The organism is Pedobacter lusitanus (genome assembly GCF_040026395.1).
Taxonomy (GTDB): Bacteria; Bacteroidota; Bacteroidia; order Sphingobacteriales; family Sphingobacteriaceae; genus Pedobacter; species Pedobacter lusitanus.
The window spans coordinates 4,134,455-4,151,464 of the sequence record NZ_CP157278.1 but is presented as its reverse complement, the minus strand read 5'-3'; the positions used below and the strand labels follow the sequence as shown (position 1 = coordinate 4,151,464).

At 40.0% G+C, this 17,010-nt stretch carries 18 protein-coding genes; 10 read left to right on the top strand and 8 right to left on the bottom strand.

The window, feature by feature from the left end; all coding sequences use genetic code 11:
• The 6 genes from PL_RS17840 to PL_RS17815 all read right to left on the bottom strand — a co-directional run bounded on the left by PL_RS17840 (position 1) and on the right by PL_RS17815 (position 5,598).
• Positions 1-2,514 carry a hybrid sensor histidine kinase/response regulator gene (locus PL_RS17840; protein WP_041880461.1) on the bottom strand — a complete coding sequence of 838 codons (2,514 nt, stop codon included), beginning with the start codon at positions 2,512-2,514 and terminating at the stop codon, positions 1-3.
• A 51-nt stretch (positions 2,515-2,565) separates the two neighbouring features.
• Positions 2,566-3,165: an alpha-ketoglutarate-dependent dioxygenase AlkB family protein gene (locus tag PL_RS17835; RefSeq protein ID WP_041880459.1), complete on the bottom strand. Its 600-nt coding sequence runs from the start codon at positions 3,163-3,165 to the stop codon at positions 2,566-2,568.
• Positions 3,135-3,389 carry an Ada metal-binding domain-containing protein gene (locus PL_RS17830; protein ID WP_041880502.1) on the bottom strand — a complete coding sequence of 85 codons (255 nt, stop codon included), beginning with the start codon at positions 3,387-3,389 and terminating at the stop codon, positions 3,135-3,137. Before PL_RS17830 ends, PL_RS17835 begins: the two co-directional genes overlap by 31 nt.
• A 5-nt stretch (positions 3,390-3,394) precedes the next feature.
• Positions 3,395-4,108, bottom strand: coding sequence for a 2OG-Fe(II) oxygenase (locus PL_RS17825; protein ID WP_041880457.1), 714 nt, complete (start codon positions 4,106-4,108; stop codon positions 3,395-3,397).
• Positions 4,109-4,111: 3 nt separating this feature from the next.
• Positions 4,112-4,960: a bifunctional helix-turn-helix domain-containing protein/methylated-DNA--[protein]-cysteine S-methyltransferase gene (locus tag PL_RS17820; RefSeq protein WP_348620030.1), complete on the bottom strand. Its 849-nt coding sequence runs from the start codon at positions 4,958-4,960 to the stop codon at positions 4,112-4,114.
• Positions 4,961-5,040: 80 nt separating this feature from the next.
• Positions 5,041-5,598 carry a hypothetical protein gene (locus PL_RS17815; protein ID WP_041880456.1) on the bottom strand — a complete coding sequence of 186 codons (558 nt, stop codon included), beginning with the start codon at positions 5,596-5,598 and terminating at the stop codon, positions 5,041-5,043.
• Positions 5,599-5,693: 95 nt separating this feature from the next.
• Here PL_RS17815 and PL_RS17810 point away from each other — a divergent pair, with 95 nt between their 5' ends.
• Positions 5,694-6,044, top strand: coding sequence for a TfoX/Sxy family protein (locus PL_RS17810; protein ID WP_348620028.1), 351 nt, complete (start codon positions 5,694-5,696; stop codon positions 6,042-6,044).
• Between the two features lie 3 nt (positions 6,045-6,047).
• Here PL_RS17810 and PL_RS17805 read toward each other — a convergent pair whose 3' ends face one another.
• Positions 6,048-6,572 carry a DinB family protein gene (locus tag PL_RS17805; RefSeq protein ID WP_235324487.1) on the bottom strand — a complete coding sequence of 175 codons (525 nt, stop codon included), beginning with the start codon at positions 6,570-6,572 and terminating at the stop codon, positions 6,048-6,050.
• Positions 6,573-6,726: 154 nt separating this feature from the next.
• On the opposite strand from PL_RS17805, the gene PL_RS17800 reads away from it, so the two are divergent.
• From PL_RS17800 to PL_RS17775, 6 genes are all read left to right on the top strand, one after another.
• Entirely contained in the window at positions 6,727-7,179 is a 453-nt protein-coding gene (locus PL_RS17800) for a DoxX family protein (protein ID WP_041880455.1), read from the top strand.
• Between the two features lie 282 nt (positions 7,180-7,461).
• Positions 7,462-7,668, top strand: coding sequence for a hypothetical protein (locus PL_RS17795; RefSeq protein ID WP_041880453.1), 207 nt, complete (start codon positions 7,462-7,464; stop codon positions 7,666-7,668).
• Positions 7,669-7,745: 77 nt separating this feature from the next.
• Positions 7,746-8,918 (top strand): HlyD family secretion protein, encoded by a 1,173-nt coding sequence (locus tag PL_RS17790; protein ID WP_348620024.1) that lies wholly within the window; start codon positions 7,746-7,748, stop codon positions 8,916-8,918.
• A complete protein-coding gene (locus PL_RS17785; RefSeq protein WP_041880449.1) occupies positions 8,915-11,068 on the top strand; it encodes a peptidase domain-containing ABC transporter in 2,154 nt (717 codons plus the stop codon). The genes PL_RS17790 and PL_RS17785 overlap by 4 nt, the downstream gene beginning before the upstream one ends.
• A gap of 459 nt (positions 11,069-11,527) precedes the next feature.
• A complete protein-coding gene (locus PL_RS17780; RefSeq protein ID WP_235324484.1) occupies positions 11,528-11,689 on the top strand; it encodes a hypothetical protein in 162 nt (53 codons plus the stop codon).
• A 186-nt stretch (positions 11,690-11,875) separates the two neighbouring features.
• A complete protein-coding gene (locus PL_RS17775) occupies positions 11,876-12,061 on the top strand; it encodes a hypothetical protein (RefSeq protein WP_082035873.1) in 186 nt (61 codons plus the stop codon).
• A 50-nt stretch (positions 12,062-12,111) separates the two neighbouring features.
• Here PL_RS17775 and PL_RS17770 read toward each other — a convergent pair whose 3' ends face one another.
• A complete protein-coding gene (locus PL_RS17770; protein ID WP_041880444.1) occupies positions 12,112-12,948 on the bottom strand; it encodes an AraC family transcriptional regulator in 837 nt (278 codons plus the stop codon).
• A 92-nt stretch (positions 12,949-13,040) separates the two neighbouring features.
• On the opposite strand from PL_RS17770, the gene PL_RS17765 reads away from it, so the two are divergent.
• From PL_RS17765 to PL_RS17755, 3 genes are all read left to right on the top strand, one after another.
• Positions 13,041-13,976 carry an NADP-dependent oxidoreductase gene (locus PL_RS17765; RefSeq protein WP_041880443.1) on the top strand — a complete coding sequence of 312 codons (936 nt, stop codon included), beginning with the start codon at positions 13,041-13,043 and terminating at the stop codon, positions 13,974-13,976.
• A 277-nt stretch (positions 13,977-14,253) separates the two neighbouring features.
• Entirely contained in the window at positions 14,254-14,688 is a 435-nt protein-coding gene (locus PL_RS17760; protein ID WP_041886490.1) for a DUF417 family protein, read from the top strand.
• 112 nt (positions 14,689-14,800) lie between these two features.
• Complete coding sequence (locus PL_RS17755; RefSeq protein WP_041886489.1) at positions 14,801-17,005, top strand: alpha-galactosidase; 2,205 nt, start codon at positions 14,801-14,803, stop codon at positions 17,003-17,005.
• Positions 17,006-17,010 lie beyond the last annotated feature (5 nt).

Genomic DNA, 17,010 nt, shown 5'->3' with positions numbered 1-17,010 from the left:
TCAGGCTATCTTCTGATCTACAAGCTGCATCAGTAAACCCAGTTTTTTGATTAAAACACCCAGTTCTTTCTGCTGATCTTTATCGATCTCCTGTGTTTCGGAGAGATCGATTTCCATTGTTCTGAATTCAGCTGCCAGTTGTCCTGAACCCATCTGTGCAGTTCTGCCAGCTATCCGGTGAACAATTAATCTGGCCAGAGGCTGATCCTTTGCAATTATACTATTTTGCAGTTCGGCCATATCAGACTCACAGTCATCTTTAAATCTGTTCAGAATTTTCAATAATAACTCCTGATCGCCAAAGGTCATCTTTTCTACTACTGTGGTATCCAGTCCGACACCCGAAAAATCTTCCGCCTCATGATCTTCCTGTTCATCACCAGACTGATCTGTGCTGAAAACAGCCAGTAAATCACTTTCTCTGAAAGGTTTCATAATCAACCCGTCAAAGCCCTGCTGAAGCACTGATTCCAGCTCTTCAGGAAGAACCTGCGCAGTCATGGCATATATTTTAACATCAGCAGGAATTTTGGCCTTCATCAGTCTGCAAAGCTCTGCCCCCGAGATTTCCGGCATCCGCATATCCATCAGGATGTATTTCACTTCGGGGTCCCAGTCTGCAGCCAGCAAATCCGCAGGCGAATTAAAACATAAATGATTAATCTGCTTTTTAGTGAAGATAATCTGGCATAAATCAAGTATCAGCTGATCATCATCAACTACCCATACCTTATCCTTAACATATTTTTGTTGCTTAAGTTGGGGAACATAACTTTCTTCCGCTGCCTCAGCAGCAATTTTAAAGGTCAGGTATACCGTAAAAATACTGCCTTCAGCAGGTTTACTTTTCACATAAATACGTCCGTCCTGATTCTCAACCAGCGATTTGATAATAGTCAGCCCCAATCCTGCACCTGCCTTATTAATAACTTCCTTATCCGGTGAGTCAATCTGTTCAAATTCATTAAAAATCCTGTTGCTTTCTTCTTCTGTCAAACCAATCCCCGTGTCTTTTACCATGAAAGTAAAATGCAGATTATCTGATTGCCGCTTATAAAAAACCCTTAACAGCACTTCACCACTCTGTGTAAATTTAACCGCATTACTCAGCAGATTATATAGAATCTGTTTCAGGCGGAAAGCATCCCCTTCTACAAAATCAACCCCATGCAGCTCAATATCCGTAAGCATTTTAAGATTTTTCTGCTCTGCCTGAGGTTTCATGATCGTAATTACCTCTTCTAAAAGCTCCCGTGTATTAAATGGCTTTTGCTGAAAAGTAAATTTTCCGGATATAATCCGGTTATAATCCAGAATCTCATTTACAATCTGGAGTAAATGTTCAGAAGAATGATAAATCGCATCAATATCTTTGGGTTTAGGATGTTCCTGATCCCTGATAATCTCAGCATAGCCGATGATAGATTGCAAAGGTGTTCTGATCTCATGGCTCATATTGGACAGAAATCGCTGTTTGGCCATCCCATGATATTCAGCCTCATCTCTTGCCTCTTCCAGTTCCTTTCTGTAAAGATTACTTTTGGTAATATCTGTCAGAATCAGATACAGCAGCACCACAGTTAACAGGAAAAAGCCAATCATAATAAAGCTTATTCTTGTTATTCCGGTATTAACCACTGCTTTTGCTTCAACCCCATTCTGCTCAATCTGTGTCACCACTTCACTTTCCACTTTTCTCAGAATATCAAGCATCTGGCGGATAAGCACTTCATTGGCATTAGCCAGCGTAGCTTCCCTGTTTAGAAAACGCGCACTTTTGAGTTGCTGTTCCTTTGCAATAGTCCGCAATGATTTTTCCAGTCCTTTGGCAATAATGGTCTCCCCTGCCAGCGCAATGGTGTCCCTTTTTACCTTTTCTTCATTGGTAACCTGATAAGACTTGTCCTCTTCTTCCTTTTTTTTACTGAATAAGCGACTGAAAAATCCTTTCCGCTGTTTGGACTCATCTACAGGAAATATGGTTACCGTAGAAGTTTTCTTCTCTGTGGTAACGATCGTACTATCCTGTTGCTGAGGCCCTTTATTAACCATTTCATTCAGTTTCTGAACTTCCTGGGTAAATGACTTATTATTAACCAGTCCCTCCCTGACTTTAAGATAATTGACAAACTGTTTGTCTCTTTGTACCAGCAGCTTTTCTATTGACTTTATTCTGCTCAGCTGAACAGAATCCGAAGCATACATATCCCCCAGAGAATCAAGCATTAGCCTGAGTTGTCCGGATTGCTTAAAGAAATTGCTGTAATTACCAGGTGAATTCAGCGCCAGATTCCTTTGCTGCTGATCCAGGCTGGCAACCTTTCTGGAAACCATATTCACCAGACGCAGTTTGGCATTGGGGGTTGAAATGGTGTCTACCGTATCCAGCATTTCATCAAATGCAATTTTACTTACTCCCCAGGCTAAAAAAAGCGCAAAAAAGGCAAGTACGAAACCCGTTATAATTTTGCCTTTCGCATCACTCAAAAAACTTTTCCTGGAAACATCTGTCATTCGCTGGTTTTAATAATATCCTGCAAAGATAACAATGATCAAAAGAATTTGTTATACGATCGTTCTGAAAGTCAGGTTTATTCTCGGTCTGGTGACTTTGGCAGTCTTTGGCAAACGATGTAACCAATGGGTTTGCGTAGCCCCTTTCATAACCAGCAGGCTGCCATTTTCAAGCACTAATGATAAGGACTGTTTAGCAGTCTTATGTTTAAAAGCAAATTTGCGTTCAGCACCAAAACTCAGAGAAGCAATCGTAGTATTTTTGCCGAGCGATTTTTCATCATCACTGTGCCAGGCCATACCTTCATCCCCGTCATGGTACAAATTAAGCAGACAGGAATTAAACCTGGTTCCGCTGAGCTCTTCTACCAGTTGTTTGAGTACAAGCAGATCCGCTGTCCATAAAAGTGCCTGTTTGGTTACATTGGAATAAGTATAGGCATATTCAGCATCCCCATACCAGGCAACTTTCCTCTTGGTAATGATATGTTTGCCAAAGATAACAGCCTCATCATTCTTCCAGCTAATATCTTCACTTAAACGCTGCAGGTAATAGTTGAGCCTGTCAGCAGCAATGATCTTCCCGTAATAGAGAACCTCTCCATCATAGGGTAATAAATTCAACGGTTCTCCTCTACTGAATAAATCCATTCTTTATATAAATTTCTCTGACAATTTGCACAAGGGCGGAAGCCATTTTCCAGCGCTTCTTTTTCATCAGCAAAAAAGACTCTGTTTACTCTGTTCATCCTTTTTCCGCTTTTGCAATTAAGCCGTCCATAGATTTTCAGTTTTTTATTCCCGCCCAGCGTGATCATACCCTTTTTAATCAGCGCTCTCACCTGCTCATCGCTGATTGCTGCATGTTTAATCATCGCAATTAAGTTAATGCATCATGAAATATAACACCTACCGCATAACGCTCTCCCTGATGTACCTCACTGACTCCATGTTTCATTTTCATCTGGTAGTATCCTTTACTCCCTTTTGACGGTCTGAAGTTCGTAGTAAACAGCAACATAGAACCTTTACGCGGTTTTAGCACAATAGCCTTTGACTGTGCCCGGGGATTTTGCTGGGTCAATACAAATTCACCCCCCTCATAATCCCTGCCAGGTTCATTTAAAAACAACACCAGCTGAATAGGAAAGTAAAGATCTCCATAAAGATCCTGATGCAAGGTGTTAAATCCGCCCTGACCATATTTCAAAATAAGAACCGTAGCTTTTGTTTGCTGCTGTTCAGCACAAAGCGATAAAAATTCTTCATGCACCAGAGGATATTGTTTTCCGATCTGCAGCACTCTCATCCAGGTATTGGCTATAGGTGCAAGATGGCTGTATACTGCTGTTCTGATAGTCTGAATCAATGCTGGCAGCGGATAATTGAAATATTTATACTCTCCGATACCAAAACGGTATCTCTCCATAACCACTGTTTTACGATAACTATCCGGATGCTGATAACCACTGATCAGTTCTGCACAGTCCTTTTCAGTCAGCATATTTTCAATAATTGCGTAACCCCGCTCGTGCATATCCTCTGTTACCCTTTGCCAGTCGGCAGAACTGATTTTTTCTTCTATTGTATTCATATCCTATGCCTCGTTATCTGTCATTGCCGCTTCCCACCCAATTATAGCCGTTTTACGGGTAGTTCCCCAGTGGTAACCACCCAATAGTCCAGTTGACTGAATAATACGGTGACAGGGGATTAAAAAGGCAACCGGATTTGCACCTATTGCAGTCCCTACAGCTCTTGAAGCAGCTGGCCTGCCTATGCTTTTGGCAATAGTACCATAAGTGGTCAGTTGGCCCGCCGGAATTTTCAATAAAGTCTCCCATACTTTCAGCTGAAAATCAGTTCCCTTTAAATGCAGTTTAATCTCACCGATCTTATCCCAGTCATGCGTAAAAATATAAAGTGCACGTTGCTGGGTCACATCGGCGATCTGCTGATAAGCTGCATTGGGAAATTTAGCTTTCAATAGCTCCAGTTCTACAGCTGCCTGGTCAGCAAAAGCGATATGACAAATTCCTTTGGTTGTTGAGGCAACAAGGATATTGCCGAAAGGAGTCTCGGCGAAGCTGTAATTAATGACCAGGTTCTCTCCCCCGTTTTTGTATTCGCCCGGCGTCATTCCTTCTATATTAACAAACAAATCATGTAATCTGCCTGTTCCGGAAAGCCCCGTTTCAAAAGCTGTTTCAAAAAGTGTCGCCTGATTTTCTTTCAGCATTTTTTTAGCATGCTCAACAGTCAGATACTGCAGAAATTTTTTAGGACTTACTCCCGCCCATTCAGTGAATAACCGCTGAAAATGAAAAGGACTCAGATTTATTTTTTCAGCTATTTCTTCCAGCCCTGGCTGTGTTTTGAAATTGCCGTTGATATAACCGATTGCTTCTGCAATGCGGCTAAAATTAGTTTCTTCCTGTGCTTTCATCACTCCAATAATTTATTTGACTACACAAAAATAGAGACGACCAGAAACTTTACCTACCCGAAACTTGCTCAGTTTTAAAATTACTTACTACCACCGGTAAGCTCTTCAAATTCTTTCATATAAAGTTCATAAGCAGCAATATAGGTCAGATCATGATGAACAGGATCTGAAATAAACTGTTTAAAATCATCAATATCATTTTGTGTAAATCCTATTTGCACAAAAAAGGGTTTAGCCAAGTCAAATTCTGCCGGATTCACCCGGGTATTCCCCAGATTTTTATATAAGTGCAGAGATGCCAGAAATAAGCGGTAATGCGGTGTAGATTTAAATTCCTGCATGAAATTAATCATCGTGCGGTAAGTTGCCGGTTTTCCATCTTCCATTGCCGTATGCAGAATTGTCCAGAGTACAGATCGCTTCAGCATAATCGTATCTATGGTTCCATATCCGCCGCAATGTTTTAAGATCTCCACATCTCTCAAAAATAAGGAATCAGTTTGTACAGCCTGATGTTTTGCAAAATAAGGCTCCTGATCAAGCACCTGATTACAATCAATCTTAGTTTGCCCGGAAACGGTACTTTTTACACCAGCAAACCAAAAAATCAATAGTGTAAAAAAAATATATTTCTTCATAAAAAACAGCCTGTAAAATGCTGACAAGTTAGTGAATTCCTGACATCTGCATCGTTAGTTTGATTATATTTATATCATAATTTCAATTAAATGCTATGGCTTATAATGAATTATTGGTTAACCGTGTCCGGGAATATTTAGCTGATCTGCCCGGCGTCGAGGAGAAAAAAATGTTTCAGGGAGTATGTTTTATGGTCGATGAAAAAATGTGCATTTGCATAGGCAAACAAGATCTTTTATGCCGTATCGGAGCACAGCAGGCCGAACTGGAACTCGAGAAAGATAACTGCCGGCAAATGATTAATCATGGCAGGGTGATGAAGGATTTTGTCTATATCGAAGAAGAAAAAGTAAATACACCAAAAGCACTTGAATACTGGATTGGGCTTTCCCTGCAATATAACAAAGAAGCCAAATCCAGTAAAAAGAAGAAAAAACAAGAATAAAATCTAGTCTCTGTTCCAGAATGCAGGTGGTTCAATCCCCAGAGCACGCAAATAAACATAACCCTGCGCCCGGTGATGGATTTCATTATCGATCCAGTAAAGAATAATATCGGTACTGTATCCTTCATACTCACCAAATGCTTTGACGACTTCATGAAAACGTTCATGAGGAATCTGCAGCCAGAGTGCATTGAGTTCTGCTGTGACCTGATCCCATAAAAGCAGTAATTCTGCTTTGGTTTTTGCTGCCGAATTTCCTGCCCGGTAATCCAGTTCGGCAGTCGGTGTCCAGTTTCCGGTCACTATACCGCGGATACCTATGCCCGAAAGTCCCAGTATTTCTTTTACCATATCAGCAAAAGGGCGCATTCCGCCAATAGAATAATTAAACAACTGATCTTCCGGAAATGCTTCAATGAGTCTTCTGGTTACCCGGCGGTGGCCCTGCCAGTGATTAAGTAAAGCATCCTGAGTGATAATTCCGTTGGTGATCACGTTGGTGTCCTGTAGCATTACAATCTTTTCCATTTCTGTTTTTTTTAATGATTACAGCACAAAGGAACTCATGGCGGCTGACAGCCTTATGTCAGCAGGAAAAATTAATATTATTTATTGGCATGAACATGATTTATGAGGAATAGGCTATAAATTAAGCAGACAATAATCTAAGAAAATCAACACCATGAAACCACTCCTAGTTTTACTTCTCACATTTGCTGCTGCATTATTGATTATCCGGCTGCTAACTGGTTATAATGACCCCGCCCTGTCCGGAAAAATTGCACTCTCCGTCATGCTTATTTTTACCGGTTCAGCTCACTTTTTCTTTACAGACGGCATGACCATGATGGTTCCGGATTTTATTCCCCGCAAAAAAGAACTTGTTTATCTGACCGGTATAATTGAAATCCTTGCCGCAGCAGGTCTGCTGATTCCCTCTCTAAGTATCCTGACAGCCTGGTTACTGATTCTGTTTTTCGTCTTGCTTTTACCAGCCAATATCAATGCCGCCCGGAAACAGATAAACTATCAGAAAGGTACTGCAAATGGAAGTGGTCTGAAGTATCTCTGGTTCAGAGTTCCTTTGCAGATTTTCTTTATCCTGTGGACTTACTGCTGGGCCATTTCCTGCTAAATATTATCCGTTATGAAATAAAGCACAACGAAGTCATCATCTCAGAATAATGAATGAATTGAACAACAGTTCATTCATAGCCCCTTTCAATTCCAAAAAGGCCATTTATTAGTCCAAAAACCCACTCTGGTTCATAAGAATTAAGTTCAGCCCACTTTTCATTATTTATCCCCGCAATGTTTTTAACTTCTTATTATTTATTTTCGGTTCAGCGTTTGACCAAAGAGGCGTATCCCGAAAAGCCTTCAATGAGTAGGGACCTATTTGTAACTATCTATAACGATGAAAAAATTAGAGTTAAAAGACCTGGGTGTTCAGGAAATGAACACAACAGAAATGCTAAACACAGAGGGCGGCAGTTTAGTTGGCGGTTTAGTAGATTTTCTTAATGGATTATTTGGAGGGATAAACACCTTATTAACCAATGTTGTTAACACACTGAATAAGGTATTATCACCACTGATTAACATAGGCATAGGTCCTCTTTAAAAAATTAGAATTTAACATTCTTATGAATAACCGTTATGCCAGAATTTAGCATAACGGTTATTTTATATCCTGCCAACATGTCTCTATCTACTTACTCAAGTGAAACAATATCAAGTAATTCCATAGTTTACCGATCAAAAATCGGTAAGCAGAGTCAGCTTATATATATCATTACCGTATTGGCAATCCTGGTAACATTCGCAGCGTTACCTTTTATCAAAACCCCGATCAGTGTAAAAAGCTCAGGACTCTTACAGTCTTCCATGGAGAAAACTGAATTAACAATTCCGGTTAACGGACGGATTATTCAGCTTGACCTGAAAGACAATAAAAAACTGAAACAGGGAGATATTCTATTGGTTATTGACGCTTCTGCGCCAAAAAAACAAGATGCTCTGGTACAAACCCGGCAAGGTCAGATCAGCGAATTTTTGCAGGATCTTAACAAATTACTGGTATATATTCAATGGAACGGCTATAACTATCCTCATCCTAAAACCGGTCAGTATACGGCCGCGTGGCAGGAATTTGCACAGGAATCAGAAGGAGCAAGAATTGCAAAAGAACAGACAGAAGCTACTTTTAACAGATACAGTAAGCTGTACCAGAGTAAAGTGGTTACTGAATCTGAATACGAGAAGTATAAATTTGAGAAAGAACAGGCAGCATCAGCCTACATGATGGTGAGCACCAAGTATAAAACCAGGTGGCAGACAGAAGCCAACCAGTTCCGGAATGAACTGCGTCAGCTTTCCAGCCAGCAGGTAGATTTAAATGAACAGAAAAAACAATATACCTTAAGAGCTCCCATCAGCGGATCAATACAGAATCTCGCCGGTATCCAGAAAGGAGCTTATGTATTTGCTAATCAGAAAATCGGAGAAATATCTCCAGATACAAATATTACAGCATTTTGCTATATCAAACCAGCAGACATAGGACTGATCAGAAAAGGCCAGGAAGTTCGCTTCCAGGTAGACGCCTTTAATTATAACCAGTGGGGATTAGCTACAGGTAAAGTACTCGATATATCAGATGATATTATCATTATAAACAATAATCAGCCGGTATTTAAGGTCAGATGTAACCTGACTCAAAATTACCTGGTACTGAAAAATGGCTATAAAGGGTATTTAAAAAAAGGTATGAATTTCACTGCACGTTTTACCGTAACTGAACGTAGTCTGTATCAGTTGCTGTATGATAAAGTGGATGACTGGGTAAATCCTAATGTAAGCGATAAAGTATGAGCACCAAAGTAAAACAAAGAGATATTACGGATTGTGGTGCAGCTTGTTTAGCGTCCATTGCTTCTCATTATAAACTGGATCTTTCCGTTGCCCGTATCAGGCAGCTTGCCGGTACAGATAAAAAAGGTACAACCGTTTTAGGGATGGTTGAAGCCGGCAGAAAACTGGGATTTGAAGCCGCGGGTGTAAAAGGCACATTTGACAGCTTATTTAAAATCCCAAAACCTGCTGTAGCCCACCTGATTATTGATAATATTTTGCAGCATTATGTGGTTATTTATAAGGTAACCAGCAAATTCATTGAAGTGATGGACCCCGCAGACGGGCATATGCACAAAAAAACTCATGATGAATTTAAAAAGGAATGGACAGGTGCACTGGTCTTGCTGCTTCCTGCCGACGAGTTTCAGACAGGTAACGAAAAAATATCCGTACAAACCCGTTTCTGGAGTTTGATCAGACCACACAAAGGTATTCTTGTTCAGGCATTACTAGGCGCTATAGTCTATACAGTATTAGGACTTTCCACTTCCGTTTTTGTACAGAAACTGATAGATTTTGTACTGGTTGACGGTAACCGGAATCTGCTTAATTTAATGAGTACAGCTATGATTATAATTCTGGCTGTTCAGTTATTCATAGGAACTGCGAAAACTATATTTACACTGAAAACCGGGCAAATGATAGATAGCCAGTTAATTTTAGGCTATTACAAACACCTGTTAAAATTACCACAGCAGTTTTTTGATACCATGCGTGTGGGTGAAATTATATCAAGAATCAATGATGCTGTAAAGATCAGGGCCTTTCTAAACGACGTCAGTATTAACTTTCTGGTTAATATCTTCATCGTATTTTTCTCCTTTATCATGATGTTTACCTATTACTGGAAACTTGCATTAATCATGCTCACAGTGATTCCGTTATATTCACTCATCTATTTTATCACCAATAAGCTGAATAAAAAAGCTCAGAGAAAGCTGATGGAAGATTCTGCAGAACTGGAATCCCAGCTGGTAGAAAGTCTGAATTCGGTAGGTACGATCAAACGTTTTGGGCTGGAATCCCACGCCAATGAAAAAACAGAAGTCCGTTTTATCAATCTTTTACAGACTGGCTATAAATCTAATATAAACTCTGTTTTCTCTGGTACATCATCAGAACTAATATCCAGATTACTAACAATTGTACTGCTTTGGGTAGGTGCAGGATATGTGCTGGACGGTAATATCACCCCTGGTGAACTGCTTTCATTCTATACGCTGATTGGTTATTTCACCGGTCCCGTGACTTCTCTGATCGGAATGAATAAAACCGTACAGGATGCGGTTATTGCAGCAGACAGGTTATTTGAAATTATGGATCTGGAACGTGAAAATGATGAGAATCAGATTGATCTTACGCCAGATAAAATAGGAGATATACATTTTGAAAACGTTTCTTTCCGTTATGGAACCAGGATTAACGTTTTTGAAGACTTAAACCTGACCATTCCCAAAGGAAAATTTACCGCTATTGTTGGCGAAAGCGGTTCAGGCAAATCGACCTTAATGTCCATTCTGCAGAACATCTATCCTATTCAGGAGGGCAATGTGCGTATTGGCAGTTATGACTTAAAATATATCCGGAATGCTTCGCTCCGGCAGGCAGTAGCGGTTGTGCCTCAGAAAATCGACTTATTTGCCGGTAACGTTATAGAAAATATTGCCGTAGGCGATTACGAACCGGATATGCAGAAAATCATTGAGATCTCCACACAGCTCGGGATCATTGATTTCATAGAAACCCTGCCAAGAGGGTTTCAAACTTATCTGGGTGAAAACGGCACTACCCTTTCAGGCGGACAAAGACAGCGTATTGCTATTGCAAGAGCCCTGTACCGTGACCCGGAAATTCTTATTCTGGATGAAGCCACCTCTTCACTCGATTCAGCTTCAGAACAATATGTTCAGAAAATGATCGATCTTTTAAAAGCAAATCAAAAAACGGTAATCGTTATTGCGCACCGGTTAAGTACTTTAAATAACGCTGACAAAATTATTGTGCTGGACAAAGGAGTCGTTGTTGAACAGGGTACCCATCATGAACTGATATACAGTCCTGACTCCACTTATGCCAATTTATGGAAACTTCAGTTACCGCAGATGTAATATGATTTTCCACTCAGCTTCTCTCTTCTCCTGACAGGGATAAAATATCCCTGCTTCAGAGAAAAACAATCCCTGTACGAATCAGTAAATCAGCACATTCCTTTCAGAATATGTAAATATTCATCCGTTGAATTAACTGTTCACCTGTTCATTCGGGCACTGCATTAAATGAACGAATTGAATAACCCCTGACTAATGACAGTCACATCACCCAAAAAGCCCGTTTTTCTATATAAAAACCAAGTATTCAGACCACTACGAAACAAAAACACACTAAACCGTCACTTTTTGCGTTTCATCGCTTTATCTAAATATCGTTACTTTCGTTATAGTGTTTGGCCAACCTAGGCGTTTCCTGAAAAGCCTTTAACGAGTAAGGAATTTATTTTATAATAATCCCCCATTATGAAAAATTTAGAATTAAAAAACCTTGGTGTTCAAGAGTTGAACGCAAATGAAATGTCAACAATCGAAGGCGGTGGTTTAATTGGTAACATTTTTGGCGTAATTGGCGCTGTTGCTACTACTGTAGGTGGAGTTGTTAATACCGTAGGTACAGTTGTAGGTAATACTGTTAAATTCGGTCTTACTCAGCTTTTCACTATTCTGGGCTCACTTTAGTATTAAAGATAAATAATTACCCGTTATTCTGTAACCCCGGAATAACGGTAATTCTGCCTGTTTAAAGCAACCTGATACCCAATTAAACAAACCCCATTAGAAAATATCATGTGCTCAGAACCCAAACCGAAAGGAATAAATGATTAGCATATGATGGATTCGTCACAATTAAAAACAATTATTCCGATGAAAAATCTAGAATTAAAAAATCTTGGTGTTCAGGAAATGAACACAACAGAAATGTCAAAAATTGAAGGAGGAGGTGTAATCGGTGATTTATTTAAAGAACTTACAGGGATAGCTACTAACCTTGTGAAAAACACGATTTCATTTATAGGAACTCAGTTAGGCATTATTTTCGGCTCTTTGTAAAATCCAATAAATAAATTAACGCCGCCGTTATGCTGATTTCAGCATAACGGTCATTTAAAAGTTTTCCTGTATTGTCCCGGGCTAAGTCCCTTTTGCTTTCTGAAGAACTTATTCAGATGGCTTTCATCAGTAAAGCCCAGTTCATCAGCAATCTCATTGATACGCATATCACTATGCTGTAATCTGTTCATGATAAATTTAGTCCTGTAATTCATCGTATACTGCTGCATGGTCTCATTCATATGCTTTTTGAAATAGCGTCCCAGATACGTCTCAGAAATACCAAAATGTTTACTCACCATTTCTGTCCTTATTTTATCGGGATGGTAAATATTATTCTGGATATACTCCAGAATTCCCAGTGCCTTTTCTTCTGTACATTCATTCACCTGCTCCGGCAGATATTTGGCAATATTCCTGGCTACCACCACAATCAGCGTATTAACCAGTTGCTGTACCAGTTCCTTATTATATAAATCCCGGTTTACATATTCACGGATTACCGCTTCTACCATAGGACGTACCAGTCTTTTATCAGACTGATTTTTCAGAATACAGCCCGGCTGATGATTCGCATTTTGCAGAATAAATTCCAGGCGCTGCAAATCAGCACTGCTGATCCCTTTTGAACGGATATAAATATCATTAAAACGCAGAAAGAAGAATTGTGAAGCAGTGGCCATATTCAGCGAATGGCAATCATCAGGTGTGATCAGAAACATATGATCCGGATGATAGTCAAACCTATGCTGATTAATACACTGTTCGCCCGTACCGGACAACACATAAATTAACTCAAAAAAGCTATTTGTATGTGGCCAGATAGCCCCCTTTTCCAGCGTTTCAAAGCTAACGGAGTATGGTTCATAAAGATTTTCTTTCTTCATGCGGCAAATATACCGAAATAAGGAAAATTTATACCGTAAAATCACCAGAAAATAAGTACAATTTTGCGTTACAAATTTAAAAAGAGAAAAAAATGAACGCAATAATTCTAACAGAGGCCGGCGATGTAAATAAACTGGCATACACCACACTACCTGTCCCTGAGATTACTGAAGATGAAGTACTTATACAAGTTAAAGCTATCAGTATTAATCCCGTAGACACAAAAGTCAGAAAAGGAAATGGATTATATCCTAAATTAGCAGAACAGCCACCAATTATCCTGGGCTGGGATGTTTCGGGTGTAGTTACAGCATCCAAATCGTCAAAGTTTAAAACCGGGGATGAAGTTTTTGGAATGGTCAATTTCCCGGGTCATGGAAAAGCTTATGCCGAATATGTGGCAGCACCCGCTTCTCACCTTGCTTTAAAACCAAAAAACATTTCTCATGAGGAAGCTGCAGCAGCCACTCTTGCAGCATTAACTGCATGGCAGGCACTGGTTAGCCATGCAAAAATCAAAGCTGCAGATAAAGTGCTGATCCATGCTGCTGCAGGTGGCGTAGGTCATTTTGCCGTACAGATAGCCAGACATATCGGATCTTATGTGATCGGAACATCATCCGCAAAGAATAAAGACTTTATAATGGAGTTAGGTGCAGATGAGCACATTGATTATACCAGCCAGCCCCTCCACGAGGCTACAGGCGCTATTGACTTTGTACTGGACGCCATTGGTGGCGACAACATAGATCGCTCATTAGAGGTCATTAAAACGGGCGGTACAATCATTAGTATTCCTTCAGGTTTCAGAGAAGAAGTGACAGCCAAGGCGACGGCAAAAGGCATCAATGGTTATTTCATTATGGTAGAGTCTAACGGAACAGATCTGCAGCAAATAGCTGATTTACTCGAAAAAGGAATTATCAAAGCACATGTATCTGAAACCTATCCGTTTGAACGAATGAAAGAAGCACATTCAGCCATAGAATCCGGAAGAACTGTTGGAAAAATAGTAGTTACTATTTAACTGGCTATTGGAGAGGTAACAGTTTCAGGGTTATAACGGGTGACTCAGAGATGCAGGTTGGTATAGGGTTGGTATACCCCAGGGGTATACCAACCCTATACCAACTCCGAACACAAACATTCCTTAAACACCTCTCCTTTAACTCTTCCCATACCTGCTCTATTTTATATTCTTAACAGCGATGGTCATCTGAGACCCTTTGACCATCATTATTAATATTTCCTTTATTTTTTTTAAATCCATTGTAAGGTTTGAGCCCACCTCACGACAAAGGGGTATGAAAACAAATAAATCAGGATACGCAACAGGCGTAATCGCAACTATCATTGTGTTAATATGGATTGGCCTATTAAAATTTACCCCATCAGAAGCAAAAGCTATTAAACCTCTGGTAGAGAACAGCTGGTTAATGAGCTGGCTTTACAAAATTGTCTCTGTACAGGCGGCTTCTATAATGATAGGCATCTTTGAAATTGTCACTGCTGTATTGCTGATCTTTTCTTTCCGAAGTGCAAAAGCCGGAAAAATTGCAGGCCTGCTAACCATAATTATATTCTCTTCTACTCTGAGTTTTTTAATCAGTACCCCGGGGATATGGAAACTGATGGATGGTGTTCCGGTAACAGATTTTTTCATTGTAAAAGACCTGGCATTTTTAGCAGTCGGAATTGCAGTATTCAATGAATCACAACCTGAAAAAAAAATAATTTAATACACATTCAATCAAATAGATATAGCTAAATCATTTTTATTTCCCCCGAAAAATAAAGCGTATTTTTTTCTTAATTTATCTCTCTATATTAGTCAGATAACCACATTTAAACATGAGAAAAATATTAGCAATTTTATTGTTATTTCAGACCAGTTACCTTTTTGCACAAGATAAAATAACCACACTGCCAGTATGGAAAAAAACAGAAGAACCAGTTAAAAAACAAGACTGGCTCATCAACAGTTCCGAAAAAAAAGCACAATTATACCGCAGCGCAAACAATAAAGACATTATTTTCTCTAACGGACTGGTAAAAAGGTCTTTCCGTTTGCAGCCAAATCTGGCCTGCATTGATTTCAGCAATCTAAGTAACGATCAGCAGTTAATCAGAGCGGTTAGTCCGGAAGCCAATTTAACCATTGATGGTCAGATATACGCTATTGGCGGATTACGCGGTCAAAAACAAAAAGCATATCTGCTGAGCAGCTGGCTGGATGAATTAACTGCCGGCAATACTGACTTCCGGTATAAATCCTGGAAGATCAGTCCTGTTGAGCCTCATGTTAACTGGAAGCCCGCTGTAAACGAATGGGCTTCCAATAAAAAACAACCTGCGGGGAAAATGCTCACCTTCTCTTTTGAATCGGCTTTGCCGGCACTGAAAGGTATCAGGGTGAATATAAATTATGAATTATATGATGGCATTCCGCTGATGTGTAAATGGCTGAGCGTCGAAAATAAAAGCAGGGGAACCATTAAACTAAACAAAGTTATCAATGAGGTTATAGCAGCACATGAAGAAGAGTCCACAGTAGACGGAAATCCACTTGAGATGAAAAGACCTCACGGAATTTATATAGAGAGTAATTATGCCTTCAATAACTCTATGAATGCCCGTTTGTCGGATCAAACCACACACTGGAATACAGATTCAACATATACCTCACAGGTTAATTACGGTTATAAAACGCCCTGTCTGCTGGAAGTTTACCCTCCGATTGGTCCGGGTATTGAACTGAAACCGGGAGCTGAATTTAAGTCTATCAGGACAAATGAACTGCTGCTTGATAGTTATGACAGAGACAGAAATGGTCTGGCACAGCGCATGATGTACCGTAAGATTGCGCCATGGTCAACAGAAAACCCAATCTTTATGCATCTGGTCTCTGTTAAATCTGAAGTGGTTAAAAAAGCTATTGATCAGTGTGCAGAGACCGGATATGAGGCTATTATCCTGAGTTTTGGAAGTGGCCTGGATATGGAAGATCTGTCTGCTGAAAATATAGCCGGGATTAAAAAACTGGTTGACTATGCCCACAGTAAAGGTATTCTGATGGGTGGATATTCGTTATTTTCCAGCAGACGCATCAATGATGATGAAGATGTCATTGATCCTAAAACCGGAAAAGCAGATGTACATGCACAATTTTCTTCTGCACCCTGCCTGGGCTCAAACTGGGGTCTGGCTTATCTGGGTAAAATCAAACAATTTATCAAAAAAACCGGGATGGATATATTTGAGAATGACGGCCCTTATCCGGGTGATCTCTGCGCTTCAACCAAACATCCCGGTCATCAGGGTTTAGATGATTCTCAATGGGCACAAATGGAGCTGCAGAAAGGATTATATCGCTGGTGTAATGAGAACGGCGTTTATGTCAATGCGCCAGACTGGTATTTTCTGGATGGAACTAATAAAATAGCTCTGGGATACAGAGAAGTGAACTTTAGTCTGCCAAGAGAACAACAGGTTATCTTAAACCGCCAGAATATTTATGACGGCACCTGGGAAAAAACACCTTCCATGAGCTGGGGTTTTGTTCCTTTAACCCAATATCATGGAGGAGGAGCAGCAGCCACTTTAGAACCGCTGACAGATCACAGAGATTCCTATGAACAACTCATGATGCAATATTACGGTGCTGGTATACAGGCCTGTTACCGTGGCCCCAGACTATATGATACAGAAGAAACAAAAGCACTGGTGATCCGGGTAGTCAACTGGTATAAAAAGTATCGAACTATTCTGAACTCAGACATCATACATCTGCGCAGACCTGACGGCAGGGATTGGGATGGCATTCTGCATGTTAATCCGGATAATAAAGAAAAAGGCCTCGCCATGTTGTTCAATCCTTCAGCTGAGGCCGTGACACAAAAAATTACCCTGCCTCTTTATTATACAGGTCTTACTGTTCAGGCTGATATAAGAGAAAAAGAAGGAAAAAGCAAGTCATATAAACTGGACAACAACCATAATGTCATTTATGAAGTAACCATACCGGCCAACAGTTATACCTGGCTGGTTATCGAATAACTGAC